Source organism: Azospirillum humicireducens, assembly GCF_001639105.2.
Lineage (GTDB): Bacteria > Pseudomonadota > Alphaproteobacteria > Azospirillales > Azospirillaceae > Azospirillum > Azospirillum humicireducens.
On record NZ_CP028905.1, the window covers coordinates 226483 to 253165 of the forward strand.

Sequence of the window (26683 nt, forward strand, 5' to 3'; positions counted from 1 at the left end):
CGCGATCCCATCGCAGCATTCATCAACTTATTAAAACATGACAACAAATCATTATATCATGCCCTTGATGGCCGGCAACGGTCGAGCAGCAGGTCGTGGCCGTCCGGGCAATCAAAACCATGGATTGAAATTCGATCGAAGTTCGCGACCAAACGCATTGGCTTCGGTCAAGATATCGGTATTTTTGGTGGCGAGATGGACAGAGGCCCGCGATGCACAGTTGGTATTTCGTCGGTGACAGTCACGTTCAGGCCTTCGAGATTGCCGCCACGCTCGGTCTGTTCCGCCGCCAGTCCCACTTCCTCATCGTCCCCGGCGCCACCGCCGTCGGCCTGCGCAATCCGGAAAGCCACACCCAGGCCATAGCCCATTTCCAAAAGGCGCTGCTGCCCGTTCTGCCGGGCGTCATGCCGGTCATCCAGCTTGGCGAGGTCGATTGCGGCTTCGTCATCTGGTGGCGGGCGCAAACCCTCGGCGAATCGGTGGATGCGCAGCTGGCGGCTTCCATAGAGGCTTATGCGTGTTTCATCGACACGTTGATCGATGCCGGCTACAGCCGGGTCGTGGTGACGGGTGCCGTCCCTCCCACCATTCCCGACAATCACCGCCAGGGCGCCGTGGCGCGTGCCCGTCACACGGTGAGCGCAAGCCTGCGCGAACGCACCGACCTGACGATGCGCTACAATCGACAGCTTGCGGCAGAAGCGGCCCGGCGGCGAATTCCCTATACCGACATTTCCGCGCGTGTCCTGGACGCCGGAACCGGCTTGATCGCCGACGCCTACCGCAGCCCCAACCCCCGCGATCACCATCTGCATCCGATCCAGGGCGCCCACGCCTGGGCCGAAGCGATCAACGCCCTGGAGGTCTGACCGCGGACCGGCGGCCGGCAGAGCGCTGTGATGACCATGCGCTGCCGGCCATGTGCCGGCGGCGCGCTACCGGCACGCCGTCCAGCCACCTTCTCATATCGTGCCGCGCCGTGACGGATGACGGGTCTCCATCACCGCGAAGGCGATCAGCAACCGCCGCTCGCAGGGAGCCGCAACCGGCTCCACCCCATGGAACGAGCGGTCGGACGGCGCATAGGCCAACAGATGGTTGGGCCGGTAGGGAGCCTGGGCCACCAGTTCGAAATCGGTGCGCGGGTATCGGTCCATCCCCCTTCCGCGGAAATCGGGGTTGCGGGACCGGTACAGCGCCGTCCCCAAATGCGGTGCCAGGGGATTGGGCGGGGCGTCGTCCGCCGGCATGTAAAGCAGCATCGAGAACAGCGTCACCTCGATGTCCGTGTGCGGCAACATGGCATGGCCGGTATGGTCTTCGATGATACGCATGTTGAGCACCGGCGGCGCATCGACCCAGCCCAGCTTGTCGCGGACCTGGGGAAAGCGGTCGGCCATCAACGCGACGATGTCAGGGTTGAACAGACAGTCGCGCACCGCACGCCACACCGCTGCCTGTTCGCCGCCGCATCGTGCCAGCCACCCTTCGGTCAGCGGCACCTGATAACGCGACGGCAACTCGTCGGGTTGAAGGACACCGAAGGCAGCGGGGTCCGGCCAATGGGCACAGGCTCGGGCATAGAGGTCGGTGGGCAGAAAATCCGGCACGACCAAGTGGGGAAAAGGTTCCCGGTCGATCTCCGTATCCGACAATCTGCTCAGAGCATGCAATGAATCGGCTGTCATCCGCCCTCCCGGCACCACCGGAGCAACGATAGCAACCCACGCTCAGGCGAGCAACGCGCTCCGCAGCAGCGATCAGCAACGCATAATCAGATTTATGGAAATAAATGCATCCCCGCCGGTCCGCACACGTTTATTCCTCGCCACGCACCACCGCAGCCTGCCCGCGGGAGATGTCGGTGACCAGCCGGATGAACACATCGGCCTGGTCGCGGGGAAGCGTGACCTGAAGCTGGACGCCGTCAGCGGTGAAGCCGATGGTCTCCACCCGCGTGCCCGGAAAGCTGCCGAGGCTGGAGCGGATGCGCGCCTCGTCGGCGAAGGCACAGGCGATGGACAGGCTGGCATAGGCGACGATGGGTTCGCGCGCCGCCGCCTTCAGGCAGCTTGCCGCCGAACCGCCATAGGCGCGCACCAGCCCGCCCGCCCCCAGCAGGATGCCGCCGAACCAGCGGCTGACCACCACCGCCACCCGATCCATCTCCTGGCCCTCGATGGCCTGGAGGATCGGCCGCCCGGCGGTCCCGCCCGGCTCGCCGTCGTCGCTGAAGCGATAGATGTCGCCGACCCGAAAGCCCCAGCAATTGTGGCCGGCGTCGGGCATGCTGGATTCGGTGATGAAGCGGCGCGCCTCCTCCTCGCTGCCGGCCGGGGCAGCCTGGGCCAGGAAGCGGCTCTTCTTGATTTCCTGTTCGAACCGTTCGGTCCTGACGAGCGTGAACATCATGAGGGTGGCCGGCATCCGCCTACAGCACGAAGTCGAAGGCGGAGAAGCTGTAGTTGGCGATGTTGACCTGGATGCGGAAGTCGGCCGCCCCATCGCCGTTCACATCGCCCTCGATCAGCGTCACCGCGCCGGACGCCTGGTAGCGCAGCTGGCCGGCCGCGCTGAAGCCGGCGGTGCCGACGAAGGTGAAGCCGTCGTTGTCGGTGGTGCCGGCGATGGCGTCGATCTCCGAAACGTCGATGCGGTCGCCCTCGGCGCCGACGGTGGCATAGCTCGCCAACCCCTTCAGCGCCTCGGCCGCCACGACGGGGCCGTTGAAATTGATGATGACGTCGGGAGCGGCCAGGGTGGATTCGGTCAGGTTGCGGATGGAGAAGACGTCCACCCCCGCCCCGCCGTCCATCAGGTCGGCGCCATAGCCGCCGACCAGCGTGTCGTTGCCGGAGCCGCCCAGCAGAACGTCCTCATAGATGGTGACGGTGTCGGCGGCGTTGACCGAGATCTCGCGGTTGCGGTCGGAGTAGACGTCGCCGAACAGAATGTCGTCGCCGCCGCCGCCGCGCAGCACGTCGCCGCCCACCCCGCCATAGAGGGTATCGTTGCCGACGCCGCCGTCGAGCCAGTCGTTGCCGGCTCCGGCGTCGAGCCAGTCATTGCCGTCCTCACCCAGCAGGGTGTCGTTGCCGGTGACGTCGATGATGTCGCCGCGCAGCAGATCGTCGCCCGCCCCGCCGAACAGCAGGTCGTTGCCCGCCCCGCCCTCCAGCTGGTCGGCACCGTCGCCACCCAACAGAACATCGTTGCCCGCATTGCCGAACAGCGTGTCGCTGCCGCCCAGTCCGGCGATGGTGTCGTTGCCCGCCCCGCCGCCGATGGCGTCGCCCTGCACCCCGCCCACCAGATAATCGTCGCCCGAGGAAGCCGAAGCCGAAACGGTCAGCCCGGTCAGCGACGGCTGCGAGAAGCCGACCAGCGATCCCACCGGATAGATCCCGTCGGTGGCCTGCAGAAGTTCGATGCCGGTCAGCGTGTCAGTGCCGTCGGGACCGCTGACCACGAGAATGCCGTTGGCATCGATGGCCAGCGAATAGGAGGCGAGCACGCCGGTCAGCACGAAGCTGTCGATCCCGCCCAGCCCGTCCACCGCGTCCGATACCGGATTGCCCAGCGCATCGAAGGCGGCGCTGCCGCTCAACGTGTCGTTGCCGGCCGTGCCGGTCAGCACGACCGCTGCCGCCCCAGCTCCCAAGGCAGCGCCCATTGCGGCCGCCTGTGGCGGCAGATCCGCCACCGGGGCGGCGGCGGCACGGGCGGCAGGGCGCAGTGCCCGCCCTTCGCGCAGGCCATAGGCGATGTAATGGGCCGCGGCCGCCGAGGCGTTGCCGGCGGTGGCCGCGGCGACGTCGGGATTGGCCGCCAGATAGGCCGCCGCGTCGAAGGTGACGGCGCGCCCCTCCTGCCGCCCATGGGTCACGTAATGACGGGTCGCGCCCCTGCTGTCGGCGCCGAAGGCGGCGATCAGGTCGGAATAGGAGGCGAGGTAGCCCAGCGCGTCGAAGCCGGACGCCGTCCGCCCTTCGCGCAGGCCATATTGGGCATAATGGGTCAGCGCCCCCGCCGGATCGGCGCCATAGGCGGCCAGAACGTCGGGGTTGGAGGCGAGATAGCCGTAGGGGTCGAAGCCGGCCGTCCGCCCTTCGCGGGCTCCATGACCGAGGTAATGCTGCAAGGCCGCGGCGGCGTCGACACCGACGGCGCGCAGCACGTCGGGATTGGCACCCAGATAGCCCAGCGCGTCGAAACCGCCCAGGCTGCGCCCCTCGTTCCGGCCGTGCCAGGAATAATGGGCGGCGGCGGCCACCACATTGTCGCCGAAGGCGACGGCGAGGTCGCGGTTGGCCGCGAGATAGTTCCGCGCGTCGAAGGCGAGCGCCGCCGGGGCGGCGGTCAGGCCATCGACGGTGACCAGCTCGACGTCGGTCAGCGTATCGGCGCTGCGGCTCGACACCACGGCATAGCGCCGGCCGCTGCCGTCGAGCGCCACCACCACCGGCGTCTCCGCGCGGTAGGCGCCCCCCTGCAGGGCGTAGCGGCGCGGGTCGGCCGTGTAGATGGCGCGGTCTATGCCGCCGCCGCCGTCGAAGCTGCGCCCGCCCGGCACGCCGAGATAGAGGCTGTCGTTGGCGTCCGCTCCGGCGAAACCGTCGATCTGCTGGAAGATGCGGGCGCCGAGCCGGTCGAGCGTCCCGCCCGTCAGCGCGACGTCCAGCCCCTCGATCCGGTAGCGCAAGAGACCGGCCGCATCGCGGTCGGTCAGACCGGTGAAGCGGACGGATGCCGTCGCCCCGCTGCCGGAGGCGGCATAATCCAGCAGGGTGGCGTGCGCCCGGCCGGCGACCTGGCGGGTGACGGTCAGGCTGCCGGCACCGGCGGAGATGGCGGAGATGGCCGGCACGGTGGTGAAGGCGTCGGCGACGAACCCGTTCGCCAGCCGGGCCTCATCCAGATCGAGGGCGAAGCCCTGCCCCGCCACCAGCCGCGCCATGCCCTCTCCCCTGCTCGCGCCCCTCCCCGTCCCGGCACTCCCGCTCCCGGCCTGTCAGGTTCGGGAGCGGCCGGCGGAACGGGCTGTCAGACGACCTGGCCCTCAGATCACCTGGAGATAGGCCGGGTCGAGCGCGCCGTGGCGGAACGGGATCCAGTCCTTGTGGTCGGCACGGTACTGCAGACCGTAGGGATTCTTGAAGAAGATCTTCTGCAGCGGCTGGCCGCCTTCGGCGCGGGTGCGCTCCAGGTCGATCAGCGGCGAGGAGGCGAACACCTTATCCCACAGCTCGGTGTTGTCCACCTCGCGGCCGGCGTTCTTCACATAGTCGCGCGCGGTGTCGCTGAGCTGCCAAGCCTCTTCGACCATCGCGTAATAGTCCACAGTACCCTCGGCCATGGCCTTCGAACTCCAACCAGCGTTGCACAGAGTTTCCGCTCACATAGCGCATTTCCGGCGGCAAAGGAACCACCCGCGCACCGTGGCGGTCGCGCGCGGCCGGACCACCCGGCCGTGTCCCGACACGGTGATGTTACGTACGGTCGGCCGCTGTTCCGTCGATCAGCCGGGCGGGGCGGGACTTGCGCAGCGGGGCGGACAGCTTCTCCCAGGACCGGGTACGCAGCAGCCGGCCGGCGACGCCCAGGCCGACCGCCAGCAGACCGGTCAGGCTGATCGCCGCCCCCACCGGCCCGCCGACCAGCAGCCCGGCCGTTCCCGCCGCCCCGGCCAGCAGCGCGCGCAGGCCGATGGTCAGCGCCACCGCCCCCGTGCCCGGCGCCACGCGCGGCAGCAGAAGCAGCAGAAGCCCGCAATCGACCGCGGTGCGCAGGCTCCAGGCCGCGGCGGCGCCGATCGCGCCATAGCGGTCGGCCAGCAGCCACAGCACGCCGAGATAGACCGGCAGCTCGGCCATCTGCAGGCGCGCGGTCACGTCGACGCGGCCGACGCTCTGGATCAGCGTGTTGGGCACATAGGCGGTGGCGTTGAAGAAGACGCCCAGCATCAGGATCGACAGGACCGTGGCGCTGTTGGCGGCGAAGGCCGGTCCCAGCCACAGCTCCAGCGCCGTCTCGCCGCCGACGATGGTGGCGGCCTGCATCGCCAGGAACACCGCCAGCGTCAGGTGGCCGCCGGCATCCAGGATGCGGCCCAGCGCCGGCGGATCGCGCCGGAACAGGCTGGAGGCCAGCGGGAACAGCGCCACCGACAGGGCGCCGGGGATCACCATCAGCCGCGACAAGAGCTCGAACGGGGTGGTGTAGAAGGCGACCATCGCCGCCGGCACCAGGCTGAGCAGGATGAAGCGGTCGGCATAGAGCATCGCCGGCCCGACCAGGTTGTTCAGCATCATCCAGGCGCTCATGGTGAAAAGCCCGCGCAAGGACGGGCGGCCCCAGCGGGCGGGACGCAGCAGGTCGGGCATCTGTCGCACCGCCAGCACGCCATAGCCGACCAGCCCGATGAAGCGGCCCGCCGCGATGGCGGCGATCACCGGCACCAGGCTCTGGCTGAAGGGCAGGACGCAGAGCGGGCTCAGGTAATTCAGCACCCCCACCGTCATCCGCACCAGACTGATCGGCCGGAAGCGCTGATGGGCCTCCAGCACGCCGCGCAGGCCGGCGGAAACCAGCGCGATCGGCACGATGGCCGCCGCGATCAGCAGGCTCATCCGGATCTCGTCCGGCGAAGTGCCGGTGTCGAGCTGGAAGCGGTCGGCCAGCAGCCCGGCGCCCAGCGCCACCGCCCCGCCGGTCAAGAGGCCGATGGCGCCCATCAGGGCGATGGCCGGACCGGCGATGCCCGCCGTATTCGCAGTGTCCTGCCCCGCCTCATGCTCCGCCCCGGATCCGCCCGCATGCCCGATCCGGTCGGCGACGACCTGCACCAGCGACCGCCCCAGCCCGAGATCGAGCACGCCCAGATAGCCGAGCAGAGCCCAGATCAGGGTCAGCGCGCCGAAACGCTCCATCCCGACGGCGGAGATGAGCAACGGAATCGACAGCAGGGCCGCCGCCATGGGCAGCCCCTCGCCAAGCAGATTCCAGAGCGTGTTGCGAAGCAAATTCGGAGGTCCGTACGCAAGGCACTGTGGAGCGGCGTTCGGGATGACCCGACCCCGGCCATTCGGCTCTTCAGCCGTTAGACCTAGGCCTATGCCGTCCTGACGACGACATTGTTATCCGTCCATCCTGCCCAAAACGCTAACGGAATCGCGGGCCGGACTGTGTGGACCCTGATCTTCCATCAGGACAGGACCCGTTCCAGCGCCGCGGCGACCCGGTCGACGTCGCCGTCGGCCATGGCCGGGAACAGCGGCAGCGACAGCGTATGGGCATAATGGGCCATGGCGCCGGGCAGGGCGAGATCGCCGTAACGGCGGCGCCAGTAGGGTTGGCGATGGACCGGGATATAGTGCACCTGGGTACCGATGCCCAGGGCGCGCAGGGCCGCCATCACGGCCGAGCGGGTCCGCCCCGCCGCCTCGAAGCCGATGCGCGCGGCGCACAGGTGCCAGGCCGGCCGGCACCAGGGGACCAGGGCCGGCGGCCGCACCAGCGGGGCCAGCGGAGCCAGCCGCTCGGCATAGAGCGCCATCAGCCGCGCCCGCCGTTCGACGAAGCGGTCCAGCCGGCCGAGCTGGCTCAGCACCAGGGCGGCGTGGATGTCGGAAAGCCGGTGGTTGAAGCCGGGCTCCGCCATCTCGTAATACCAGGGATTGGGCTTCCCCTCCGCATCCAGGGCGGCGTCGGGGTCGGCGAAGCCCTGCCCCGCTTCGGGCGCGCGCATCATGCCGTGGTTGCACAGGCGCCGCACCCGCGCCATCAGCGCCGGGTCGTTGCCGGTGACCGCCCCGCCCTCCCCGGCCGCGATGGTCTTGACCGGATGGAAGGAGAAGACGGTCAGCGATCCCGCCTCCACCTCCGGCCGGCCGGCGCCGACCGGCCTCTCGCCTCCCTCGGACAGATCGACCGTGCCGATGGCGTGACAGGCATCCTCGACCAGCGCCAGCCCCTCCGCCTGCGCAAGCGCGGCAAGGGTGGCCATCGGGGCCGTCTGCCCGGCATAATGGACGGGGGCGAGCGCGCGGACGCGCCAGCCGGCCTTGCGCGCACGGGCGATGGCGGCCTCGGCCTCGGCGACGCCCATCAGGCCGCTGTCGGGATCGACGTCGGCGAAGGCGACCTCCGCACCGCAGTGGCGGGCGGCGGATGCGGTGGCGAGGAAGGTGTTGGACGGCACCACCACCGCGTCGCCCGGCCGGATGCCGAGTGCGGCGTAGGACAGCCGCAGCGCCGCGGTGCCGTTGGCGCAGGCCACGGCCTCGGTCGCGCCGACCCGCATGCTGAGCGCCCGCTCGAAGCCGGCCACCGCCGGCCCCTGGGTCAGCCAGTCGCCGCGCAGCACCGCCGCCACCGCGGCGATGTCCTCCTCCTCCACCGACTGGCGGCCATAGGGAAGGAAGGGCAGGTCCCCTGTCGAGGGGCCCGCCATCAGGGCGCTTCCGCCAGCAGGTCGCGCAGCCGCTCGCCGTCCAGCCAGTCGTCGTTGCCGTCGCTGGCATAGCGGAAGCCGTCGGCCACCGGGCGGGCGTTCAGCCGTTCATAGGGCGCATGCTGCCAGAAAGTGAAGGCCGGCTCGATGACATAGCGGTCGGCCAGTTCGTAGGTCTGGCGGGAATCGTCCTCGGTGATCATCACCTCGTGCAGCTTCTCGCCCGGCCGGATGCCGACGATCCTCTGCGGCAGGTCCGGCGCCATGGCGCGGGCGAGGTCGGCGATGCGCATGCTGGGGATCTTCGGCACGAAGATCTCGCCGCCCTGCATCATGGCGAAGCAGGACAGCACGAAATCGACGCCATGCTGCAGGGTGATCCAGAAACGGGTCATCCGCTCGTCGGTGACCGGCAGATGGTCGGCTCCCTCGGCGATCATCTTGCGGAACAGCGGCACGACGCTGCCGCGCGACCCCACCACGTTGCCGTAGCGCACCACCGCGAAGCGGGTGTCGAGCGCGCCGGACAGGTTGTTGGCGGCGATGAAGATCTTGTCCGACGCCAGCTTGCTGGCGCCATAGAGGTTGATCGGGTTGGCCGCCTTGTCGGTCGACAGCGCGACGACGCGCCGCACCCCCATCGACAGCGCCGCCCGCACCACATTCTCCGCCCCATAGACGTTGGTGTGGATGCATTCCATCGGGTTGTATTCGGCGGCCGGCACATGCTTCAGCGCCGCGGCATGGACGCAGAAATCGACGCCGCGCATCGCCAGCTCCAGCCGCTCGCGGTCGCGCACGTCGCCGATGAAATAGCGCAACGTCGGCGCCCAGTCCGCCGGCATGCGCTGCTGCATCTCGTACTGCTTGAACTCGTCGCGGGAGAAGATGATGACCCGGCGCGGCCTGGAATGCCGCATCACCGTCTCGACGAAGCGGCGCCCGAAGGACCCGGTTCCCCCCGTCACCAGGATCGAGCGGCCATCCAGCATGCGCAGCCCCGCCTCAAGCCCGGTGCCGTCGCCGGACGGGACGGCACCGTCCGATCCACTCCCGATCCCTGGGGCCGCAGTCCATGGCTTGGCTCCGCCCGTCTTGCTGGAGTGTGTCGTCACCGCCGGTTCCGTCCGTTGAAGCCGCATCGCCCGAAGCCACCGGCCCGCCGGCCGGATGGTCGGGACGGGCATCGCATCGGGACTGGAATGAACCCCGACCGTAACCGGTGCTTTCTGAGGATCGGGTTAATTCAGGACGCCCCCGGGCGCAAGACCCGTCGGCAGACAACCGGGTTCAGGCTGGCGGGTTCAGGCCGGCGGGTTCAGGCCGGCAGGCGACCGGCCGGCCTGAACCTCCTCCAGCAGGCGGATCTGCGCCGGCAGGCAGATGGAGGCGAGGTCGAAGCGTTCCACCGCCGTCATCCTTGCGGCGGCGGACAGGGCGGCGCGCAGGTCCGGGTCGTCCAACACCGTCTCCACCCGGTCGGCGAGCGCCATGGGATCGAAGAAATCCGTCAGCAGCCCGTTCACCCCATCCTCGATCACCTCGGCGACCGGCGGCGTGTCGGACCCGACGATGACGGTGCCGCAGGCCATCGCCTCCAGCATCGACCAGGACAGGACGAAGGGAAAGGTCAGGTAGATGTGGGCGCGCGAGATGCGCAGGACCGACAGGTAGTCCTCATAGGGCAGCTTTCCCAGCACATGCAGCCGCGCCGCCTCATGTCTGGGCGTGCCGGCGGCGTCCAGCATCGTCTCCCGCCACATCGTCTCCCGCCAGCTGCCGCCGCCCTCGGGCGGAGCGCCATAGCTGACCTCATCGCCGCCGACCATCAGGATGTGCAGATTGGGCCGGCGCCGCAGCAGCTCCGCCGCCGCCCGCATGAAGGTGGGAAAGCCGCGGTAGGGCTCCAGGTTGCGGGCGACATAGGTCACCACCTCGTCCTCGCGCGACAGGCGGCGGCCGTCGGGCAGGGTGACGGTGGCGGCCGGATCCGGCCGGCATACCGAGGTATCGACCCCGTCATGGATCACCGAGATGCGCGGACGGAAGGCGTCGGGATGCTGACGCCGCTGCCATTCCGTCGGGCTGACGCCCCAGTCCATCGCGTCCAGCCCGGCCAGCAGGGCGGCGTTCTTGGTGCGGATGCGGCAGCGTGTCTCGAGCGTCACCGCCCGGTCCGGGTCGAAGCCGACATCCGAGCCGTCGGCCCGATAGAAGAACTCGCAATAGAGCAGCAGGCGCGCGTCCGGGAACAGATCCTTCAGGTACAGGGCCTCGCCCCAGCCGGGATGCGCGCAGATCACGTCGGGGGTGAACCCCTCCTTCTGCAGGGCCAGCCCGGCGCGCACGGCACCCTGCCCGTGCAGGACCTGCCCTTCGAACATACGGATGTAGGGGTGGGTGTTCTCCCCCGGCTCGCGCGTCGGCCGGTAGAGCGCCATCTGCACGCCGGCCGGCAGCTCGCGCCTGGCTTTGCCGATGCAGGCGACCTGATGGGCCGGATCCGCCGCGAAATGGCGGACGAGATGCTTGTATTGGCCGGGAGTGTTCTGGTGAACGAACAGGATCCGCATGGAAAAACAGTACCCGGAAGACGAAGAACGGGGCGATAGCCTGCAACCATCCGGCGCCGCTGTCGATGGGGAAGACCCAGCCGGAAGGATCGTTCCGTCCCTGCCGCCCGGTCTATAAGGTATCGGTTTGCCGGCATTGGCCGGGGAACCGCAAGATGGAGCGCCCCTTCCTTGTCCTCCACCGGATCCTCTCCCGGAACCTCCGCCTTGCCGGACGATGACGGCGGCCCTGCGGACACCGGGGTGTTGCCATGATGCGGATCCGTCCGGCGCTGCTGTTCGCCGCCAGCCTGCTCCTTCACACGTCCGGGATCTCCGCCATGTCGCCCCTGCCCTTCTTCCAGCGGGTCGAGCGCGTCGGCCTGCTTTGCGTGGTGGATGCCGACGGCGGCCTGTCCGCCGATCTCGGGGCAGGCCTTGGCGACGATGCGCTGTGCGGCCGGGCCGCTGCGGTGTTGTCGGACCTGCTGGCCTCCGGCCCGGCGGTCACGGCATTCGCCCCCAACGATGCCCGCATCGCCGATCCCGGTACCCTGCTGCTGCTGGTCCATGCCACGCTGCGCCCGGATGACAAGGGACAGGGCGGGCGGCTCCTTGCGCTCGCTGCGACCCTTCAGCGCACTGGATCCGTCGGCGGCGCGCCCTTTTTCATGACACCGCCCCAGGCTTTGGCGCTCTCCGGTGGAGTTGAGGAAAATCTTTTGGATTCAATGCTTCGCCGTCTGTTCCACCCGCTGGCGAAAGCGTTGGGCGCCAATCCCTGAGAGACGGGGTTTGGAGTCTTGTCGCAGGGGGTGCCGGCCCCGCAGGGATGAGGATTGTGCAGACGAAGCGCCGGTTCCGGTCGGTTGGAGAGTTGATGAACCGGCACTCCGAAGCCAGTGTCACCGGCAAAGCTGCGCGAACTTGCGCTCCGGGATCGGAGGCGGCGAGGGGTGCAGCATCAATCCCTGCTCTTCCACATCCACCCGCGCGTCGGGATAGACGGCGAGTGCCAATTGAAGCGCTTCGATGAAGCGCTTGCGGAAATCGCGCAGGCGGCTGTAACCGGCGCCGAATTGTTCGAACACCGCCGGCCAGGTGATGGGAGTGGAGCGGTTCAGGCTGTGCAGCCGGTAGGCCAGCCAGATATAGATGTCGATGCTGGTGCTGTTGTTCTGGATATGGCGCAGCGCCGGTTCCCAGATCGGCACCGGATGGGCCTTCAGCTCGCGGAAGAAGGCCTCGGACAGCAGGACGCGGTCTTCCCACAGCGATCCCTGGCCCGGTTCCGCACCGGCATTCGTCGAGAAATGGATGCCGCCCTTGACGATCGACCCTTTTTCGAAGCCGATGCTGTGGGCGTCCTCCCAGGCGAAGGTCAGGTTGCAGGCGGCGATGCGCGAAGCCTGCTCGCGGATGTCGCGATAGGTCTGGCCGCCCACCGACAGGCCCATGCGGTCCAGCCACTCGTGCATGCTGCGGCCCAGCTCGACCTCGCGGCTGTCTGTCTGGATCGCCCGTGTCTGCAGATACAGCAGGATCATCCGCGCGCGGCTGCCGTACGGAACACCGTAAAGCTTAAAGCCACCGTTGCGGATCGGCAGTCGTCCGGGTTCGATCAGCAAGCGGATCTTATGTCCGCGACGCTCCCAGGGCTGGTCATCGGGAAGACGACGATGCGGCAGGGCCGTCAGCGCAAAACCTGAATAGGTGATGCCAAGCTCCTGCCGCTCCTCTTCGAGGACGGCAGCGGCGACATCGACTAGCGAACGCTGATCCGGATCGGTTTGGAGCGCCTTCGCCTGGTCGCGTCCCAACTGGGTGATCAGGGTGTGTATCTGTCCCATAGCGAGCTGACCTTGGCACGACTTTGCGGTCAACGCTATATCACGCTCGGTTAGTGCCAGCAATTTGGAGTCTTGTCGCTCAAACTATTTGTACGGTTATTTGATTCAGTTAATAGTTTGCGCGACAAGACTCCAGTAGAGAATCGCGAGTCGCGCGACAAAACTCCAGAACTCCCGCGACAAGACTCCAGCGGATAGTCCGCATTGCCTGTGGATTTTTCGGCTGACGCGACAAGACTCCAAGCGGGACATTTCGATTCGGCCCCGAATCGCTTCGGAGTCGCTCATTTCCGAGTCGCGTAAGCGAATCGACGACGACTCGTCGATGATTCACACCTTTCCATGCCGCTCCCCGCGGGTTTGCCCGCAGCCGGGCTTGGAGTTCTGTCGCGCCCTTTCCGGCTCGGCTCTCCCGTGAGCCGTTCGCGAGAGCCCCATCCGGCTCGCGGCGGGGCTGTCCGACGGCAAGGCGGCAAGGGGGGCGCGACAAGACTCCAACCTTCATCCTGGCCTTGGTGTTTCCCCTGGTCCCGGATGCGCGTTGCCCGAGGGGGCGTGTTTGGAGTCTTGTCTCGCCTTCCTCCCGGAAGGGGCGCTCCGGTCGGGTGGGTCTCGGAGGGGTGCTTGTGAAGCGCGGAAAACGCGGTCTATAACGAACCGCCATGGCGCCGGCCCCCAGGCTTTGCCTTACAGGGGCTTCCGGCGCCCCACCACACGCTCACACAACAGATGGCGGCAGGTTGACCTTCTTTACCGTCCATGGACGGCAAATTCTCAAGCCTCACGGCATGAGTTCCTGCTTCACCGAGGACTGCCCAGGATGCCGAGGCACCCCAGGACTGACATCCCCTCCACAGGCAGTCACCGCCAGTCCGGCGGCCAGAATATTTTGTGCGGCGTTATGGTCCCGGTCATGATGAGCACCGCAGTGCGGGCACACCCATGCACGATCAGCCAGTGTCAGTATATGTCCGGTCGCTCCACACGCGCTGCAGGTTTTGGTCGACGGATAAAACCGACTGATCTGAACCAGCGTTCTTCCATACCACGCCGCTTTGTAGTTCAGCTGACGGAGAAGCTCTCCCCAGCTGGCATCGGCGATCGCACGACTGTGGCGCTTTGTCCGCAGCATACCTTCAACCGACAATGTCTCAACCGCGATCACTTGGTTTTCGTTGATCAATCGACGAGACAGCTTATGCAGGAAGTCCTGTCTGGCGTGGCGGACGGCAGCATGGGCGCGCGCCTGTTTCAACTTAGCCTTCGTCCAGTTTCTGGAGCCTTTTTGTTTGTGCGCCAGACGGCGCTGTTCTCGAACCAGCCGCTTCTGACGTTTGGACAGATGGCGCGGGTTGGCAATTTTCTCTCCGGTGCTGAGGACAGCAAGGTTTGTCAGCCCGAGATCGATGCCCACCGCACTGCCACCGCTCAAAGGTTTGATGGAGGCCGTAACACGGCAAGCGACGTACCAGCGCCCGTCCGGCTCCCGAATCACCGTGACCGTGCTCGGTTCACCAGGAAGTACACGCGACCACACCACGGCCAAAGGCTCTTTCATCTTTGCCAGCGTGAGCATGCCATTGCGGTAGGTGAAGCCGGACTTGGTAAACTCCGCCGACTGTCGGCTGTCCTTCCGGCGGAATTGTGGGTAACGGGCGCGTTTGTGAAAGAAGCGCTGGTAAGCCGCCTCAAGATGGCGCAGGCACTGTTGGAGCGGGACGCTGGACACTTCGTTCAACCACACAAACTCGGGCTGTTTTTTCAGTGCCGTCAGCATGGCGTTCGTCTGGGTGAAGCCGCATCGCTCCTTGCGCTCCTTCCACGCCGCTTCTCGCAGTGTACGGGCACGGTTATAGATAACACGCACGCAGCCGAACGTTCGATTCAGCAAGTCCGTTTGCTGCGTCGTGGGATAGAAACGAAAACGGTAGGAGCATTCGACCGGATTCATAGAATTCTTATACCAGGAGTTGCGGCAATGTTCAAGTTTTGTTCTGCCGCCGAACACCCATACTTCCTCTGCCGCCGATCGGCGGCGCCCTCTATACGGAGAGCCCAATGAACGGCAATTCCGCGCAGAAGATCGTCCCGGTGCTGCTGTCCGGCGGTACGGGGTCCCGTTTGTGGCCCTTGTCGCGCGAACTGTATCCCAAGCAGTTCCTGCCGCTCTGCTCTGACCGGACGATGCTCCAGGACACCGCCCTGCGGGTCAGCGCGCAACAACCCGGCTCCATGCAGTCCGGCGCGCTTGCGGAGGCCGTCTTCGCGGCTCCCCTGGTGATCTGCAACCAGGAGCACCGCTTCCTCGCCGCCGAGCAGCTGCGCCAGTCGCGCTGCACCCCGCGCGGCATCATTCTGGAGCCGGCCGGCCGCAACACCGCCGCCGCCTGCGCGCTCGCGGCCCTGGCGGTCGCGGCCGACGATCCGGATGCGCTGCTGCTGATCCTGCCGGCCGACCACGAGATCCGCGACGCCGAGGCTTTCCGCCGCGCCGTCGGCATCGCCGCCCGCGCCGCCCAGGCCGGCCGGCTGGTCACCTTCGGCATCACCCCGACCCGGCCGGAGACCGGCTACGGCTATATCCGCCGCGGCCACTCGATGGACGAGGCCGACGGCGCCTACAACGTCGCCGCCTTCGTCGAGAAGCCGTCGCTGGAAGTGGCGGAGCGCTATCTCGCCGAGGGCAGCTATGCCTGGAACAGCGGCATGTTCCTGTTCCCGGCTGCCCGCCTGCTGGCCGAACTGGAGCGCCATGCCCCGGCGGTGCTGGCTGCCTGCCGCGAGGCGCTGGAGCAGGGGGCCAGGGACCTCGACTTCTTCCGCCTGGATGCCGCCGCCTTCGCCAAGGCGCCCAGCATCTCCATCGACTATGCGGTGATGGAGCGCACCGACCGCGCCGCCGTCGTCCCCTGCGAGATCGGCTGGACCGACGTCGGCGCCTGGTCGGCGCTGTGGGATGTCGGCAACAAGGACGGCGAGGGCAACGTCATCGTCGGCGATGTGCTGCTGGAGGGGGCCCGCGACTGCTACGTCCGCAGCGAGAACCACCTGACCGCGGTGGTCGGGGTGGAGAATGCCGTGGTGGTGGTGGTGGACGACGCCGTTCTGGTCGCCGACCGCTCCCAGGCCCAGGACGTCAAGCGCATCGTCGACCGGCTGAAGGCCGAGGGCCGCAGCGAGTCGGTCAGCCACCGCCGGGTCCATCGCCCCTGGGGCTCCTACCAGTCGCTGCACACCGGCGACCGTTTCCAGGTCAAGAGCCTGACCATCGCCCCCGGCTCGCGCCTGTCCTTGCAGAAGCACCATCACCGCGCCGAGCATTGGGTGGTGGTCAACGGCACCGCGCTGGTCACCCGCGGCGAGGAGCAGGTGATGGTCTACGAGAACCAGTCGATCTACATCCCGATCGGCACGGTCCACCGGCTGGAGAACCCCGGCAAGGTGCCGCTGACCATCATCGAGGTGCAGTCCGGCTCCTATCTGGGCGAGGACGACATCGTCCGGCTCGAGGACGTGTACGGCCGCAACTGATCCGCAGACCGACCGCAAAGAGGCATGAAGCGCAAGCGTCGCTTGTGTCTCTTTGCGGGCGGTGGCATTGGCGGCTTGGTCCCGGTCGCCGCCTTCCGGTAAAAAGACGATGCGAGGGTGCCGCAGCGGCGCCCCGCTTTCTGCTGCCGGGACCATCATGACCATCGATCCGCCGCCGGACGACCGCATCCCCGAACTCTATGCCGACGGGGTCTTCGACATCGGCTTCGGCAACGGCATGGTCCGCATCGACCTGTTCAGCCTGTCGGCCCTGCGCAAGGACGCCAACGGCCACCCGCTGCCCGCCATCCGCCAGCGGGTGGTGATGAGCCTGCCGGGCTTCCTCGCCAGCCTGTCCGCCCTGGAAGGCATGCGTCAGCGGCTGGAGGCCGCCGGCGTGCTGCCGCCCAATTCCGGCATGGTGCCGCCGCCTGCGCCGGCCCCTGCCGCTCCGGCGTTCCAGAGCCCGGTGCCGGCCCCGATCCAGCCGGCCTCCCCCACCGGTCCGTCCACCGGCCCCGCGACCCCTGCCTCCCCGCCCGGACGGCCCCGCTCGCCGAATTTCGGCTGACCGATGCCGGACGCCAGCACGACCGTCGCGCCGTCCCCTCCGCCCGGTCCGGACGCCGCCCCCGACCGCGACGAGAGCACCGCGCTGCGCTGCCTGACGCTGGTGGCGCGCCACCATGGCCTGTCGGCCTCGCCGTCCGCCCTGCGCGCCCGTGTCGCCCCCGGCCCCAGCGGACCAAACGGTGAGCCGTCCACCGCCGACCTGCTGCGCATCGCCGCCGCCACCGGCTTCAAGGCGACCGCCCGACGGCTCGACTGGAAGGGGCTGCAGTCCCTTCCCCCCGTCTTCCCGCTGCTGGCGCGGCTGACCAACGGCAACACCGTCATCCTGGTCGGACTGTCGCGTCCGTCCCGTCCCGATGAGGAACCGGTGGTCGGCGTCGTCGATCCGCTGGCCGACCGGCTGGACGTGATCGACGTGCCGCGCGACCGCTTCCTGGAGCGCTGGGACGGCGAGCTGGTCTTCCTCAAGCCGCGTCACGGCCTCGGCGATCCGCGCCAGCCCTTCGGCCTGCGCTGGTTCGTGCCGGAGATCCTGCGCCAGAAATCGGCCTTCCGCGACGTGGTGGCGGCGGCGCTGGTCCTGCACGCGCTCGCCCTTGCCGTCCCGGTCTATTTCCAGATCGTGATCGACAAGGTGCTGGTGAACGAGACCGTCGCCACCCTGCAGGTGCTGACCATCGGGGTGCTGGGCGCCCTGCTGTTCGAGGCGGCCTTCCGCTTCCTGCGCCAGTTCATCCTGCTGGCGGCGGCCAACCGCATCGACATCCGCCTTTTGAACCGCACCTTCGGCCATCTGCTCGACCTGCCCATCACCTTCTTCGACGGGCATTCAGCCGGCGTCACCGTCCGCCACATGCAGCAGGTGGAGCGCATCCGCGAATTCCTGACCGGCAACCTCTTGTCCACCGTGCTCGACAGCCTGGTGCTGGTGGTCTTCCTGCCGGTGCTGTTCTTCTATTCGGTCAAGCTGACGCTGGTGGCCCTGCTGTTCGCAGGCCTGATCGCCGGGGTGATGGTCGCTCTGGTGCCGGTCTACCGCAGCCGGCTCGGCGACCTCTACAACGCCGACGCCGAGCGGCAGGCCATGCTGGTGGAGACCATCCACGGCATGCGCACCGTCAAGTCCTCCGCCCTGGAACCGCAGCAGCGCCGCAGCTGGGACCGCAAGGCCGCCCGCGCGGTGACCAGCCATTACCGGGTCGGCCGCATCTCCATCGCCGCCCGCACAGTGACCGAGTTCCTGGAGAAGGCGATGATGGTGGCGGTGGTCGCCGTCGGCGCCTTCGACGTCTTCGACCGCCAGCTGTCGGTCGGCGCCCTGATCGCCTTCCAGATGCTGTCGGGCCGGGTGGTGACGCCGCTGGTCCAGATCGTCTCGCTGATCCACCAGTATCAGGAGACCGCCCTGTCGGTGCGCATGCTGGGCGAGGTGATGAACCACCCGGCCGAGCCCAGGCGCGAGGGCAGCGGCGCCTGTCCTTCCCTGATCGGCCGCATCGAGATCGAGGGGCTGTGCTTCCGCTACGACCGCAACCGGCCGCCGGCGCTCGACGGCGTCACCCTGACCGTGCCGGACGGCTCGGTCGTCGGGCTGGTCGGGCGCAGCGGCTCGGGCAAGAGCACGCTGATGCGGCTGCTCCAGGGCTTCTACCCGGTGCAGGAGGGCAGCATCCGCTATGACGGGCTCGACATCCGCGAGCTGGATCTGGCCCATCTGCGCCGCTCCATCGGCGTGGTGCTGCAGGAGAATTTCCTGTTCCGCGGCACCATCCGCGACAACATCGCCATGACCATGCCGGAGGCCAGCCGCGAGGAGATCGTCGAGGCCGCCCGGCTGGCCGGCGCCGACGAGTTCATCCACCGCCTGCCCGACGGCTACGACACGCTGGTGGAGGAGGGGGCGAGCAACCTGTCCGGCGGCCAGAAGCAGCGCATCGCCATCGCCCGCGCCCTGCTGCCCCAGCCGCGCATCCTGATCCTGGACGAGGCGACCAGCGCGCTCGACCCCGACAGCGAGGCCATCGTCATGGCCAACCTGCGGCGCATCGCCCGCGGACGCACCGTTCTGATCGTCACCCACCGCCTCTCCACCCTGACCGGCTGCGACACCATCGCCGTGCTGGAGCAGGGCCGCCTGCTCGACCTCGCCCCCCACCCCACCCTGCTCGACCGCTGCGCCGAATACCGGCATCTGTGGCAGCAGCAGAACCGGGGGCGCTGAGCCATGCCCGACAGGCGGATGCCCGAAATCGACGGCCAGGATGCCGCCCAGGCCGGGACCGGCCGCGAGATTGTCCCGGCCAAGACCGAAGCCCCTGCCCCTGCTCCCCCGGCCCGCCGCCGCACCGCCCTGCCCGCCCCGTCGCCGGGCTTCGCGCTGGACTATCTGCCGGACGGCGCGGCGATCGAACATGCGCCGCTGCCCCGGGCGGCGCGTTCCACCCTCTATGTGCTGGCCGGGCTCCTGGTGGCGCTGGTCCTGTGGGCCGGCTTCGCCCAGGTCGACCGCATCGTCACCGCCGGCGGCCGGCTGGTGACCACCGCCCCGCTGGTGGTGGCCCAGCCGCTGGAGACCGCGGTGGTGCGCGGCGTCGACGTGCAGGTCGGCGACCGGGTGCGGGCCGGCGACCGTCTGGCGACGCTCGACCCCACCTTCGCCGCGGCGGATCTGGCCGACCTGACCGCCAAGCTCGCCAGCGTCGAGGCCCAGATCGGCCGGCTGCGCGCCGAGCTGGACGGCAGCGACTTCATCCCCGCCGACACCCCCGATGCGGCGGTGCAGGCCGCCATCCTGGAGCGCCGCCGCGCCGAATACCGCTCCCGCCTCGCCTCGCTGGACGAGAAGGCGGGGCAGCTGGACAGCGCCATCGCCGCCGGCCGCCGCGCCCAGGCCGGGCTTGCCGAACGGCTCGCCGTGGTCGGCGAGGTGGAGGACATCCGCCGCCAGCTTCAGGAGCGCCAGACCGGTTCCCGCCTGACGTATCTCGAGGCGCGGGTCGAGCGGCTGCGCCTGCGCGACGAGCTGACCGCCCTGCAGGACCGCGAGCAGGCGAGCGCGCATGAACTGCGCGGCGTCCAGGCCGACCGCGCCGCCTTCATCGACGAGTGGCGCCGCAAGACGGCGGAGGATCTCGTCGAGCAGACCCGCCAGCGGGCCACGCTGGTGGAGCAGATCGCCAAGGCCGAGCGCCGCCGCTCGCTGGTCACCCTGACCGCCCCGGTCGACGCGGTGGTGCTGGAGGTGGCCAAGCGCTCCGTCGGCTCGGTCATCCGCGAGGCCGAGCCGCTGGTCACGCTGGTTCCCGCCGACGTGCCGCTGGAGGTGGAGGCGGAGATCCCATCGCGCGACATCGGTCTGGTCCGGGTCGGCGATGTCGTGCGGGTGAAGCTGGACGCCTTTCCCTTCCAGCGCCACGGCACCCTTCCCGGCGAGATCCGCACCATCAGCGCCGACGCCTTCACCCACGACCCGGCCCAGGGCGCCCAAGGCGCCGCCAACTCCGACGGCCCCCGGCCGACCGCCGGCGCCGTCTTCCGCACCCGCATCCGCCTGGCCGACACGAGGCTGGAGGAGGTGCCGGAGGGCACGCGGCTCAGCCCCGGCATGGTCGCCTCGGCCGAGATCCGCGTCGGCACCCGGTCGGTGCTGTCCTACTTCCTCTATCCGGTGATCCGCGTGCTCGACGAGGGCATCCGCGAGCCGTAGTTGCGGCGGAGGGGCCGATGCAGTAGAGCCTCTTGCGGGGTCGGAGAGGGACCGACGGGGTGTTCGCCGCCCCCGCGGGCCGAAGGCTCGGCGGTTCCGCCTCCCCCCGCTTCAGTCCCTGGTGCTTCGGAGCCTTCTTCCATGCCTTCCGCCGCTTCCCGGCCGCTCGTCCATCGTCTGGTGGACGCCGTCCGCGTGCTCTTGGCCCAGCGCCTCGTCCGCTTCATCCTTGTCGGCGGAACCGCCACCGCCGCCCATGCCGGGACGACGATCCTGCTGGTCGACGGCATCGGCATGGCGAGTCCGACGCTCGCCACCATCCTGGGGACCGTGGTCGGGATCGCCACATCCTATCTGGGAAATTGGGCCTGGACCTTCGGGGCGCAGGGCGGGCATGCCCACCATCTGCCCCGCTTCCTGCTGGTCTATTCCCTCATCATGGGCTTCAACGGCGGGGCGATGTACGTGATGGAGGCCACGCTCGGCCTCCATTACCTGGCCCCGCTGTTCCTCACCCTGATCATATCGCCAATTCTGACGTTTCTTCTGAACCAGCATTTCGTGTTTCGGAACGTCCATCGAGCCTGACGGCTTCCGCCAGGAAGATCGGGGCGATCTGCCTGGGGATCAGCGCGAAGTCGCGCTTGTTGTTGAGGACGACGAACAGGCCGCCCAGCGACACGGCGGCATTCTGGACCAGGACGACCATCACGATGCCGGCCACCGTCGTCGTCCAGCCGGGCGTCGCCATCCCCAGCATCTTGAGAAGCACGGCGATGACCGCCGCCAGCCCGGACAGTGCGAAGATCGCCGCCGAGAACAGCAGGATGCGGGTGAAGGTGCGCTCGCTGAACACGGCGATCGAGCTGAGGCCGTGCACCACCAGCGAGACCAGGTTCATCTTGGACTGTCCGGCATAGCGATGGCCCCGGTCGGTGCCCACCCGGACGATGGGGCAGCGCGAGCGGATCATGGTGGCCGGGACATGCAGCAGCAGCTCGTGCATGGAGGCGAGCCGGGTCGCCGTCGCCAGCCCCATGGCGCTGAAATTGCCGAAGGAGATCGGCGTGCCGGTCAGCAGCGAGAAGACCTTCTTGTAGACCCGGTAGAACAGGGTGAAGCTCGGTCCCTCGCTGCGGCTGCGGCGGTCGGCGACCACGATGGAGCGGGGATTGTCGCGCAGGCCGGCGAGGAGGAGGGGCACATCCTCCGGCCGGTCCTCGCCGTCGCCGTCCATGATGACAACCCTGTCGGCGGCCAGCTCGACCGCCTGGCACAGGCCGATGGCGATGGCGCGCTGGTGGCCGACATTGCGCACCAGCCGCAGCAGGGTTCCCGTGAAGGGCGTCTCGGCGACCGCCTCCTTCAGCCCAGCCTCCGGCTCGGTCGAACCGTCGTCGACGATCACCAGATGGACGGCGCGCTCGTCGCTTCCCAGCGAGCGGCCGAGCCCGCGGATCAGCATCGCCACGGATTCCCAGTCGTTGAACACGGGAATGACGATGGCGAGCGTCGGCTGCCCGTCCTCCCGGAGCGTCGGCTTTTCCATGTCAGTGGACTCCATCGCCGGCCTTGGGCGGCGCATTGCGGGTCAATTGGCAGATCGAGGTGCCGTCGGCCAGCACGGCATAGGCCTCCGTTCCCGCCAGCGGCGTGGGGGCGGCGACATAGCCGTGCCAGCCGGGAGCGCTGCCGGCCGCTGCGGAGAAGGCGCGTTCCACATCCGGGCGCTTCAGGCCGCTGCGGGCCAGTCCGCGGACGATGCCGGCGCCGTCCACCAGCACGACCCATTCCGGGGTGCGGCCGGCCTGCTTGTCCCAGGCCCATCCCTCGACATAGCTCTGGCCCTTCAGCCGGCCGAGGTCGCTGACCAGGTCGAGGCTGCCGCGGCAGCGGTCGGCCGCTTCGACACGGAACAGATCGCGGGTCGGCTGTCCCAGCCACCAGGGTTGCGGGTTGGCATAGACCGACCAGTGCCGCTTGGAAAAATCGGGAACCAGAGCCTCAATCGCCTGACGGTCCGGATGGATTTCCCGCGAAAGAACGTCGTCATCTGCCACGCCATTGATAACGGCCAGCACCCCCTGCCAGTGGGCCTGGGACATGACTTCGATCATGCGTGCGTAACGGACTTGGGACAGCACGAACAGACCGGCGACCGCCAGGCAGGAAAGCGCGATGGGCGTCTTCCATGCCTGCAGGGGTTTGCGCAACGTCACGGCGGCGATCAGCCACAGGCCGATCCAGAACTGGACCTGGGCGATGGCGTAACGCGGCGCCGTCGCCACTTCGAGGCCGAACTTCATGCGCGACAGGCCGGTCATCAAGGCGCTGCCGAACCCGAACAGCATCAGGAGACAGGCGAACAGCTCGACCCTGCTGACGCTGTGGCGGCGAAGCAGGAGGTTCCGGAACAGAATCCACAGCCCCGCCAGTGATGCGGCCAGGGACAGCAGGTTCGCCGCCATATGGTTGTTGAGGAGGGCGTAGGCCGGGCTGGCGAAATAGACCACCGTGAACTTGGCTAACTCCAGGGGAGAGCCGATCGAAGTCAGGGGCGAGGAATGATACTCCAGCGTGGAGTAGTTGTAGAAGGCGGCATAGACGATGGCGTTGAGGGCAAAGACCGCCAGCAGGCTCCAGGTCGCCCGCCATGGCCAGCGGCCGGTCACCACCAGCATCAGGGCCGCGATCCAACCGATGGCGCCATAGCCGAACGAGAATGTCGAGGCGCTGAATAGGGCCGCCACCCCCATAATCCGGCCCCAGTCCGGCGGCGCAGCGGATCGCATCCGCTCGTCGATGCCGACCAACACGCGGCTCGCGAGCACGAAGAAGGCCGCCGACAGATACATGTGGATCTGTTTGGGCCAAAGCAGATTCTCGTAATGGATCAGCCAGAACAGAGCCATGACGACGAAGCTTGCCGCCGCCGCCAAGGACAGCTTGTGCCGATTTCCCCAGGCCCGTCGCAGTTCATCCGTCACCAAACCGGCGATCAGGCCATTCAGTGCCAGGAGCATGGCGATCAGGAAGACACCACTCGCCTTGAACAGCAAATTGTCCATGATGAAGAAAGGCATGGCAACGAATGGAAGATGTTCGTTGTCGCGAAATATGAGTAATTCTTTGATTGAAGCGTGAAAGTAAATATACTGAAGAGAAACCATATCCATGTAGGGGAAAACATGCATATGTATAAAAGACACGAATATTGAGTGAATCGCTATAGAGAGGCCAATGACTATTATTGCAATGAATGCAAAAATATTGACTGATTTGAACTTGCTAATAGCCATAACGCCTCTCAAAAATTTATCTCTTCATCGATCCATGCTGATCGATCCAGCTTCATTACCGGAGTCTTTTTTCGCTGGATGCCGACATGGAGGAATTCGTCATCTAGCATTCACCTCATGGTAAGTCTTCATCTAGGCAAAGAAGCGGGTCTTGAAATAGTCGATGGTGCGGGTGAGCCCCTCGTCGAGCGGCACCTTCGGCTCCCACTCCAGCAGCGAGCGCGCCTTGGCGATGTCGGGCCGGCGCTGCTTGGGGTCGTCCTGGGGCAGCGGCCTGTGCTCGATCCTTGAGGAGGAGCCGGTCAGGCGGATGACCTTCTCGGCCAATTCCAGCATGGTGAATTCGCCGGGGTTGCCGAGGTTGATCGGTCCGGTGACGTCGGCCGGCGTGGCCATGAAGCGGATGAAGCCGTCGATCAGATCGTCGGCGTAGCAGAAGGAGCGGGTCTGCAGACCGTCGCCGTAGATGGTGATCGGTTCGCCCTTCAGCGCCTGGATGATGAAGTTCGACACCACCCGCCCGTCGTTGGGGTGCATGCGCGGGCCGTAGGTGTTGAAGATGCGGATGACCTTGATCGACAGCTTGTGCTGGCGGTGATAGTCGAAGAACAGGGTCTCGGCGCAGCGCTTGCCCTCGTCATAGCAGGCGCGCGGGCCGATGGTGTTGACGTTGCCCCAATATTCCTCGGGTTGCGGGTGGACCGCCGGGTCGCCATAGATCTCCGAGGTCGAGGCCTGCATGATCCTGGCGCCCAGCCGTTTGGCCAGCCCCAGCATGTTGATGGCGCCGATGACCGACGTCTTGGTCGTCTGCACCGGATCATGCTGGTAATGGACGGGCGAGGCCGGGCAGGCGAGGTTGTAGATCTCGTCCACCTCGACATAGAGCGGGAACGTCACGTCATGGCGCATCAGCTCGAAATGCGGGTTCGGGAGCAGGTGCGCGACGTTCGAGCGCGATCCCGTGAAGAAATTGTCGACGCACAGGACGTCGTTCCCGGCCGCCAGAAGCCGCTCGCACAGATGCGATCCCAGGAAGCCGGCTCCTCCGGTGACAAGAATGCGCTTGTTGTAACCGCGTGGCGAAATCATCGGGGGTCTTCTCTTCTGGGTGTGGGGTGGGCGACGGCGGACGGGCGGGGCCGGCTCAGCCGGCTTGCCGGCCGGCCGGTGCGCTTCCCCGGCCGATCGAGGAATAGAGGAAGCCGGCGGCGGCCATTTCGGCGGGATTGTAGATGTTGCGCAGATCGACCATGGCCGGCCGCTTGAGCAGGGCCTTGCAGCGATTGAGGTCGAGCGCGCGGAACTCGTTCCACTCCGTCAGGATCGCCACGCAGTCGGCGCCCTCCAGCGTCTGGTAGGCGTCGGCACGCCAGTCCACGCCGGGCAGGAGCTTCGCCGCCTCGTGCATGCCCGCCGGGTCGAAGGCACGCACATGCGCACCGGCGGCCTGCAGGGCCGGGACGATGTCCAGCGACGGGGCGTCGCGCATGTCGTCGGTGTTCGGCTTGAAGGTCACCCCCAGCACCGCCACCGTCTTGCCGGCCAGCGAGCCCTCGCAGGCGGCCACGATGCGCGAGGTCATCGACTTCTTGCGCTTGTCGTTGATGTCCACCACCGTCTCGACGATGCGCACCGGCGCCTCGTGCTGCTGGGCGGTGCGCACCAGCGCCAGCGTGTCCTTGGGGAAGCAGGAGCCGCCGTAGCCCGGACCGGGGTGCAGGAACTTCTTGCCGATGCGGCCGTCCAGCCCGATCCCCTTGGCCACGTCATGGACGTCGGCCCCCACCTTCTCGCACAGGTCTGCGATCTCGTTGATGAAGGTGATCTTGGTGGCCAGGAAGGCGTTGGCGGCGTATTTCGTCAGTTCCGCCGTTTCACGGTTGGTCATGACGATCGGCGTTTCGATCAGGTGCAATGGCCGGTAGAGCCGGCGCATGGTGTCGCGTGCGCGCTCCGACTCGGCGCCGATGACGACGCGGTCGGGCCGCATGAAATCGCCGATCGCGGCTCCCTCGCGCAGGAACTCCGGGTTGGAGGCGACGTCGAACTCGGCATCGGGCCGCGCCTTGCGGATGATCGCCTCCACCTCGCGGCCGGTGCCGACCGGGACGGTCGATTTGTTGACCACCACCGTGTAGCCGTCGAGGTTGGCGGCGATCTCCTCGGCCGCGGCATAGACATAGGTGAGGTCGGCATGGCCGTCGCCGCGCCGTGTCGGGGTGCCGACCGCGATGAACACCGCGTCGGCGCCCTTCATCGCCTCGGCCAGGTCGAGCGTGAAGGTCAGCCGTCCGGCCTTGACGTTCTTGGCCACGAGATCGTCGAGACCGGGCTCGTAGATGGGGATTTCTCCCCGCAGGAGCTGGTCGATCTTGCCCTTGTCCTTGTCCATGCAGGTGACATGAACGCCGAATTCCGAAAAACAGGCTCCGGACACCAGTCCGACATAGCCCGTTCCGATCATTGCGATACGAATGGTCGTCTCCCTCGAATGGACCGCCGCCCTTCAATGGGGGAAGAATTACAATGCCTCCGGCGGCGAAGTCCAGTCGGCGCTGTCAAGTCGCCGCGGTGGTCGGATTGGCCGGCGGAGGCCGCCATCATGGTTGTTTGATTGTGAAATGCCGCGAGGAACTGATCGTCTTGGCCGGTGCTGAACATGGTCGGAAGCATCCGGCTTACGTGCGCCGATCTTTTTTTCCTGGAAAATCGGA

21 protein-coding genes are annotated in these 26683 nt (G+C 67.5%); 7 read left to right on the plus strand and 14 right to left on the minus strand.

The window, feature by feature from the left end:
- Nucleotides 1–212 precede the first annotated feature (212 nt).
- Nucleotides 213–872 carry an SGNH/GDSL hydrolase family protein gene (locus A6A40_RS23970; protein ID WP_108548389.1) on the plus strand — a complete coding sequence of 220 codons (660 nt, stop codon included), beginning with the start codon at nt 213–215 and terminating at the stop codon, nt 870–872.
- Between the two features lie 93 nt (nt 873–965).
- Here A6A40_RS23970 and A6A40_RS23975 read toward each other — a convergent pair whose 3' ends face one another.
- From A6A40_RS23975 to A6A40_RS24010, 8 genes are all read right to left on the minus strand, one after another.
- Nucleotides 966–1613, minus strand: a complete 648-nt coding sequence (locus tag A6A40_RS23975) for a hypothetical protein (RefSeq protein ID WP_236784010.1) — start codon at nt 1611–1613, stop codon at nt 966–968.
- Nucleotides 1614–1821: 208 nt separating this feature from the next.
- Nucleotides 1822–2412: an IMPACT family protein gene (locus A6A40_RS23980; RefSeq protein WP_167562525.1), complete on the minus strand. Its 591-nt coding sequence runs from the start codon at nt 2410–2412 to the stop codon at nt 1822–1824.
- Between the two features lie 22 nt (nt 2413–2434).
- The gene (locus A6A40_RS23985) at nt 2435–4960 is read right to left on the minus strand and encodes a calcium-binding protein (protein WP_108548392.1); all 2526 of its coding nucleotides are present in this window, start codon (nt 4958–4960) and stop codon (nt 2435–2437) included.
- Nucleotides 4961–5062: 102 nt separating this feature from the next.
- Entirely contained in the window at nt 5063–5359 is a 297-nt protein-coding gene (locus tag A6A40_RS23990; protein ID WP_108548393.1) for a hypothetical protein, read from the minus strand.
- Between the two features lie 133 nt (nt 5360–5492).
- The gene (locus tag A6A40_RS23995) at nt 5493–6980 is read right to left on the minus strand and encodes a flippase (protein ID WP_108548394.1); all 1488 of its coding nucleotides are present in this window, start codon (nt 6978–6980) and stop codon (nt 5493–5495) included.
- A gap of 227 nt (nt 6981–7207) precedes the next feature.
- Entirely contained in the window at nt 7208–8455 is a 1248-nt protein-coding gene (pseC, locus tag A6A40_RS24000; RefSeq protein ID WP_108548395.1) for a UDP-4-amino-4,6-dideoxy-N-acetyl-beta-L-altrosamine transaminase, read from the minus strand.
- On the minus strand, nt 8455–9447 hold the full coding sequence (gene pseB / locus A6A40_RS24005) for a UDP-N-acetylglucosamine 4,6-dehydratase (inverting) (protein WP_108548396.1): 993 nt from the start codon (nt 9445–9447) through the stop codon (nt 8455–8457). Before pseB ends, pseC begins: the two co-directional genes overlap by 1 nt.
- A 312-nt stretch (nt 9448–9759) precedes the next feature.
- Complete coding sequence (locus A6A40_RS24010) at nt 9760–11028, minus strand: glycosyltransferase family 4 protein (RefSeq protein ID WP_108548397.1); 1269 nt, start codon at nt 11026–11028, stop codon at nt 9760–9762.
- 251 nt (nt 11029–11279) lie between these two features.
- On the opposite strand from A6A40_RS24010, the gene A6A40_RS24015 reads away from it, so the two are divergent.
- Nucleotides 11280–11792, plus strand: a complete 513-nt coding sequence (locus A6A40_RS24015) for a hypothetical protein (protein WP_236784003.1) — start codon at nt 11280–11282, stop codon at nt 11790–11792.
- Between the two features lie 120 nt (nt 11793–11912).
- Here A6A40_RS24015 and A6A40_RS24020 read toward each other — a convergent pair whose 3' ends face one another.
- On the minus strand, nt 11913–12857 hold the full coding sequence (locus A6A40_RS24020; RefSeq protein ID WP_042695567.1) for a replication protein RepA: 945 nt from the start codon (nt 12855–12857) through the stop codon (nt 11913–11915).
- Nucleotides 12858–13638: 781 nt separating this feature from the next.
- Entirely contained in the window at nt 13639–14808 is a 1170-nt protein-coding gene (locus A6A40_RS24025) for an RNA-guided endonuclease InsQ/TnpB family protein (RefSeq protein WP_108548398.1), read from the minus strand.
- Between the two features lie 107 nt (nt 14809–14915).
- Between A6A40_RS24025 and A6A40_RS24030 the strand changes: the two genes are divergently transcribed.
- The 5 genes from A6A40_RS24030 to A6A40_RS24050 all read left to right on the plus strand — a co-directional run bounded on the left by A6A40_RS24030 (nt 14916) and on the right by A6A40_RS24050 (nt 21255).
- On the plus strand, nt 14916–16388 hold the full coding sequence (locus A6A40_RS24030) for a mannose-1-phosphate guanylyltransferase/mannose-6-phosphate isomerase (protein ID WP_108548399.1): 1473 nt from the start codon (nt 14916–14918) through the stop codon (nt 16386–16388).
- Nucleotides 16389–16545: 157 nt separating this feature from the next.
- Nucleotides 16546–16959 carry a hypothetical protein gene (locus tag A6A40_RS24035; RefSeq protein WP_108548400.1) on the plus strand — a complete coding sequence of 138 codons (414 nt, stop codon included), beginning with the start codon at nt 16546–16548 and terminating at the stop codon, nt 16957–16959.
- A 3-nt stretch (nt 16960–16962) separates the two neighbouring features.
- Nucleotides 16963–19182, plus strand: a complete 2220-nt coding sequence (locus tag A6A40_RS24040; RefSeq protein WP_108548401.1) for a peptidase domain-containing ABC transporter — start codon at nt 16963–16965, stop codon at nt 19180–19182.
- Nucleotides 19183–19185: 3 nt separating this feature from the next.
- Nucleotides 19186–20667 (plus strand): HlyD family type I secretion periplasmic adaptor subunit, encoded by a 1482-nt coding sequence (locus A6A40_RS24045; protein ID WP_108548402.1) that lies wholly within the window; start codon nt 19186–19188, stop codon nt 20665–20667.
- 141 nt (nt 20668–20808) lie between these two features.
- On the plus strand, nt 20809–21255 hold the full coding sequence (locus A6A40_RS24050) for a GtrA family protein (RefSeq protein ID WP_108548403.1): 447 nt from the start codon (nt 20809–20811) through the stop codon (nt 21253–21255).
- On the opposite strand, the gene A6A40_RS24055 is transcribed toward A6A40_RS24050, so the two are convergent.
- The 4 genes from A6A40_RS24055 to A6A40_RS24070 form a co-directional block, all read right to left on the minus strand.
- On the minus strand, nt 21188–22216 hold the full coding sequence (locus A6A40_RS24055; RefSeq protein ID WP_108548404.1) for a glycosyltransferase: 1029 nt from the start codon (nt 22214–22216) through the stop codon (nt 21188–21190). The two genes, A6A40_RS24050 and A6A40_RS24055, sit on opposite strands and share 68 nt — an antisense overlap.
- 1 nt (nt 22217) lies before the next feature.
- Complete coding sequence (locus A6A40_RS24060; protein WP_236784004.1) at nt 22218–23843, minus strand: hypothetical protein; 1626 nt, start codon at nt 23841–23843, stop codon at nt 22218–22220.
- Between the two features lie 255 nt (nt 23844–24098).
- On the minus strand, nt 24099–25058 hold the full coding sequence (locus tag A6A40_RS24065) for a UDP-glucuronic acid decarboxylase family protein (protein WP_108548405.1): 960 nt from the start codon (nt 25056–25058) through the stop codon (nt 24099–24101).
- A 55-nt stretch (nt 25059–25113) separates the two neighbouring features.
- Nucleotides 25114–26445, minus strand: coding sequence for a UDP-glucose dehydrogenase family protein (locus A6A40_RS24070; RefSeq protein WP_108548406.1), 1332 nt, complete (start codon nt 26443–26445; stop codon nt 25114–25116).
- Between the last annotated feature and the right edge of the window lie 238 nt (nt 26446–26683).

Coding starts and splice junctions, on each gene's coding strand:
- A6A40_RS24045 (WP_108548402.1), top strand. CDS start 19,186: ATGCCCGACAGGCGGATGCCCGAAATCGACGGCCAGGATGCCGCCCAG.
- A6A40_RS23985 (WP_108548392.1), bottom strand. CDS start 4,960: ATGGCGCGGCTGGTGGCGGGGCAGGGCTTCGCCCTCGATCTGGATGAG.
- A6A40_RS23980 (WP_167562525.1), bottom strand. CDS start 2,412: ATGTTCACGCTCGTCAGGACCGAACGGTTCGAACAGGAAATCAAGAAG.
- A6A40_RS24035 (WP_108548400.1), top strand. CDS start 16,546: ATGACCATCGATCCGCCGCCGGACGACCGCATCCCCGAACTCTATGCC.
- A6A40_RS24040 (WP_108548401.1), top strand. CDS start 16,963: ATGCCGGACGCCAGCACGACCGTCGCGCCGTCCCCTCCGCCCGGTCCG.
- A6A40_RS24055 (WP_108548404.1), bottom strand. CDS start 22,216: ATGGAAAAGCCGACGCTCCGGGAGGACGGGCAGCCGACGCTCGCCATC.
- A6A40_RS24065 (WP_108548405.1), bottom strand. CDS start 25,058: ATGATTTCGCCACGCGGTTACAACAAGCGCATTCTTGTCACCGGAGGA.
- pseB (WP_108548396.1), bottom strand. CDS start 9,447: ATGCTGGATGGCCGCTCGATCCTGGTGACGGGGGGAACCGGGTCCTTC.
- A6A40_RS24020 (WP_042695567.1), bottom strand. CDS start 12,857: ATGGGACAGATACACACCCTGATCACCCAGTTGGGACGCGACCAGGCG.
- A6A40_RS24060 (WP_236784004.1), bottom strand. CDS start 23,843: ATGGATATGGTTTCTCTTCAGTATATTTACTTTCACGCTTCAATCAAA.
- A6A40_RS24025 (WP_108548398.1), bottom strand. CDS start 14,808: ATGAATCCGGTCGAATGCTCCTACCGTTTTCGTTTCTATCCCACGACG.
- A6A40_RS23990 (WP_108548393.1), bottom strand. CDS start 5,359: ATGGCCGAGGGTACTGTGGACTATTACGCGATGGTCGAAGAGGCTTGG.
- pseC (WP_108548395.1), bottom strand. CDS start 8,455: ATGGCGGGCCCCTCGACAGGGGACCTGCCCTTCCTTCCCTATGGCCGC.
- A6A40_RS23970 (WP_108548389.1), top strand. CDS start 213: ATGCACAGTTGGTATTTCGTCGGTGACAGTCACGTTCAGGCCTTCGAG.
- A6A40_RS24050 (WP_108548403.1), top strand. CDS start 20,809: ATGCCTTCCGCCGCTTCCCGGCCGCTCGTCCATCGTCTGGTGGACGCC.
- A6A40_RS24030 (WP_108548399.1), top strand. CDS start 14,916: ATGAACGGCAATTCCGCGCAGAAGATCGTCCCGGTGCTGCTGTCCGGC.
- A6A40_RS23995 (WP_108548394.1), bottom strand. CDS start 6,980: ATGGCGGCGGCCCTGCTGTCGATTCCGTTGCTCATCTCCGCCGTCGGG.
- A6A40_RS24010 (WP_108548397.1), bottom strand. CDS start 11,028: ATGCGGATCCTGTTCGTTCACCAGAACACTCCCGGCCAATACAAGCAT.
- A6A40_RS24015 (WP_236784003.1), top strand. CDS start 11,280: ATGATGCGGATCCGTCCGGCGCTGCTGTTCGCCGCCAGCCTGCTCCTT.